Consider the following 3,911-nt stretch of genomic DNA (forward strand, 5'->3'; position numbering starts at 1 on the left):
TAAGGAGTAACCTCCACATTATTGGCCAATACATTATTACCAAAATTTGAAGCTTCCGGATCATAACTATTGTAATCGAAGATATTAATCAGGTTTCTACCGGAAACTCCCACTTTCACCTGCGAAAGTTGAGGTATAAGGTCTCTTGGGATAGTGTAGAATAAACCAACCTCTCTCAATCTGATGTAGCCGGCATCTTCTATGAAAGGCTCTGGGCTCACAAATGCCTGGCTAGCTCTGTAGCGACCGTTTGTAAGCTCACCGCTTGGATCCAGACCTGTGTCGTCATAATCCCAGGTGGTGCCTGCAAGGTCATAAAGTAAAGTAGTTAGGTTTATTCCATCACCACCTTTTTTAAAATGCCATAAGAAGTTCAAATCAAAGTTCTTCCAACTAATTTGATTGTACCAGGAAATTTGAAAATCTGGCTCTGCGTCTCCGTAAACAGTAAAGCCGTCAAGTTCGGGATCGATTGCCAAGGAATCTGCTCGAGTAAAATCTTCACCATCATAGGTACCTACAATTTGCGTAGCACTTTTTCCTTCCTGTATTCTAAGAGTACCAAGTGCTGCTGCAAACCCACCTTCATTAAAAGCCGGAACATCAAGTTGGGTTACTTCAGATCTATTTCTCCAAAAGTTTAAAGTTGTGCTCCACGAAAAATCTTTCTTTTGTATGATTGCCGCATTAAGTCCAATCTCGATACCTTTATTTTCCAGCTCGGCAGCGTTATCAACTTTGGCTGTAAAACCTGAAGAAGTTGGTACGTCAAGTTGAAGGAGTACATCTTCCATTGTTTTCTTATAGAAAGTTACATCTAAGCCAAATCGACCACCAAGAAAACCAAGGTCCACACCATACTCCAGTTCCTTTTGTCTTTCAGGGCCTACTACATCGTTACCTTGTAGGTTAGCAGGGCTTAGTCCGGAGTTTCCTCCAATCAATTGCGGATTTACGAGTGTAAATCTATCGTTGAAATTGGCAAATCGGCCTGCTTCACCGTATGCAACTCTCGGTTTCACGTTAGTTACTACCGGCACATTCCAGAAAGCAAACTCGTGAATATTGAAAGCTAAACTCGCCTTAGGGTAGTAATAAAACTTATCAGCATCACCATTATTGGTAGATTTATCACCTCTTATACCTAAGGTACCAATGATTTTATCATCATAGTTCACTTCTTCCTGCACAAAGAATCCTTTGTCTTGCTGAGGTTGGATAATCTGCTGTACACCCACATTGGTAGACTGACCAAGGTTAGTTTGAGAGCCGTTAAGCCCTGAAGCAGTAGTGATCACCGTATTTCTATCAAAGTCCTGTAAGAAATTACCAATCTGCGTAGTAAAGCTCAACCCATTGTCAAGGTAGTAAGAGTGAACCAGGTTGGCAGATAGGTTGTAATTTGTGTTTACAGTAGTACCTGATATCGACACCCCCTGAAGTGATGATGGATCTCTAAAATATGAAAGCTGTTGTGGGAATATACTGGTTGTTCTCAATGTATACTGGTCAAGACCAGCTTGTAAAACCAGCTTTAATTGGTTGTCGGTCTGACTTATCAGTTTGATATTCATGGTAGCACCACCGATATATCTGTTTACACTTTCACGGTTTGTGGTGATAGCCACAGTTTCCAATACGTTAGATCCAGCTCCTCCAGACGGAAAGGTCCCTTCTTCAGGAAATAGATCTTCCCACGGATAAGTAAATGCAAGCGCGTAACCTACCGTCCTGTTTGCGTTACCATTGTTGAAGAAACCACGGTCAGCGGTTGAGTTTACATAGTTGTTGGTGACATAAATGTCTAACCAGTCATTAAACTTCTGGCCGATGTTGAAGCGGAAAGAGCCTTTTTCGTACCCTGTGTTATCAACAAGACCGGGCTCATTTTTATAAGTTACACCCAGAAAATAGTCGCTATTGCCTTTTCCACCCGACACTGAAACGCGCGATGTGTTCGATACTCTCGTATGGTCAAAAAGCTCTGCTTCATAGTCAGTGGCCTGACCGGCATAGTAGGTATTTAAAGCAGCGGTACCACCGAAATTCAAGACTTCAGTTTCATCCCAATCTCTTGTACCTAACAATTGAGTTGGTGCTCTTAATCCCACAGTCTGTGAAAGTGAGATTTTAGTGCCACCACTTTTACCTCTTTTTGTAGTGATAATTACCACACCACCGGCTGCACGCGATCCGTAAATAGCGGCTGCCGAGGCACCTTTTAATATTTCTATGTTGGCAATATCTTCAGGGTCAATATCAGCGATACGGTTAGAGGCATCATCCTGATTGGTAGAAGGGTTACCACCACCTGCTGCTTCACTCACAATATTATTACCCATTGAGATAGATGAGTTATCAACATAAACTCCATCGATAATAAAAAGTGGCTGCTGATCACCAAAGATTGAGGTTACACCTCTAAGTCTCATAGAAATACCTCCACCTGGTGCACCAGAGTTGGCTTTTATGTCTGCCCCTTTAAATTTTCCGTAAAGGGCTCCGTCCATGTTAGATTGGTTAGTAATTCCAGTCAATTTATCTACCGAAACAGAGGCTACTGAGTTAGCGAGATTAGAACGCTTTACAGAAGTGGCCAAACCAGAAATTACTACTTCCTCCAAACTGGTGACATCTTCAGAAAGGCTGATATTAAGTGTTGATGAAGTAACCTCAGACTCTTCACTCAAGTAACCAATAAAACTAAACTGTAGAATATCTCCACTGCTGGCATTTATTGAGTAATTACCTTCTATATCTGTGATTGTACCCGAAGTGGTACCTTTAATCACGACATTTACACCGGCTATACCTTCACCAGAAGAGGCGTCAGTCACTACACCGGAAACTTTCATGTCCTGCGCACTTACCTGAAATCCTATGAGGAAAACAGCTGTAAGGCACAATAATGTATATTTTATATATTTCATTTTGGCTTAGGTTTAGTTTTCAGATTTTAAGATTTTTATTACAAGAGCACTGTTGGTTGCTGCTTTTACCTCTGCATCTCCATTACCATCAATTGAGAAAATTGAATATTCAAAAATCTGATCCTCTGTGTCGCTTATAGCAGAAGCTTCGACTGTGAAGGATATGGTGCGACTGGTTTCTGAAGTTCCAAAACTGATCGTGTTTAGGGTGTTATTGTCATCAACACCGGCTGGTAGTTCAGAATCATCAAATGTTACAAGAGCACTATTTTGTAGTGTGCCCCCAGACACTTCCAATTCTGCAGTATATGTGCCTGCGGCATCTATCATTAAAGTGTCTTCATTTGACCTTACAAAACCAATCAATTTACTATCATCACTCAGGTCGTAAACGATGTTTCTATTGGCCGCACCTGCTAATAAAATGGTCTCGGTATCTGAAGCATCGGCAGTAGTTATTGCATCCAATGTAATAGATATAGATTCGGTATCCTCTTCACTCAAATCATCTAAAATTCTAAAGGATATATAACCGCTGGTAGAATCTTCTTCTATTATCAACGGATTTGAACTGACTAACTCGTAATCGACACCAGCATCTGCATCACCGGTGATTGAGTAATCAACAGTCAATTCGCTATCCAGTGGATTAGAAACAGTGACAGGAATCTGAATTATCCCGGCAGTTTCATCGATATCAACTGTATCGTTGGCGATTTTAACGTTTTTTATATCATCAATCAACTCAAGCTCATGTGAGTTAAAGGCAGGATCATCTTTGATGCCAACGCTTGCATTAGTCAGCGTCAAGGTTAGATCGACCGTGTCTGTGTTCAGCGTATTATTTTCAGGAACAATCACCCAAAATTTGGCCTTTTGTTCACCATCCGGTATGGTGGCCGTGCCGGTAAAATCTACTCCGGTGCCTGTTACCGAATAATCTACAGAAATGCTGCCTGGTTGATTTTCTGGAAGGCCAAA

At 41.3% G+C, this 3,911-nt stretch carries 2 protein-coding genes; both read right to left on the bottom strand.

All coding sequences use genetic code 11. The annotated features are described in order from the left end of the window. On the bottom strand, positions 1-2,930 hold a 2,930-nt coding region (locus tag E1176_RS04465; RefSeq protein ID WP_155209370.1), incomplete at its 3' end, for a SusC/RagA family TonB-linked outer membrane protein. A gap of 12 nt (positions 2,931-2,942) precedes the next feature. Continuing rightward, positions 2,943-3,911 (bottom strand): Calx-beta domain-containing protein (locus E1176_RS04470; protein WP_155209371.1); only part of this gene is annotated, 969 nt, incomplete at its 5' end.

Origin of the sequence: Fulvivirga aurantia (assembly GCF_009711475.1) — a bacterium.
Lineage (GTDB): Bacteria > Bacteroidota > Bacteroidia > Cytophagales > Cyclobacteriaceae > Fulvivirga > Fulvivirga aurantia.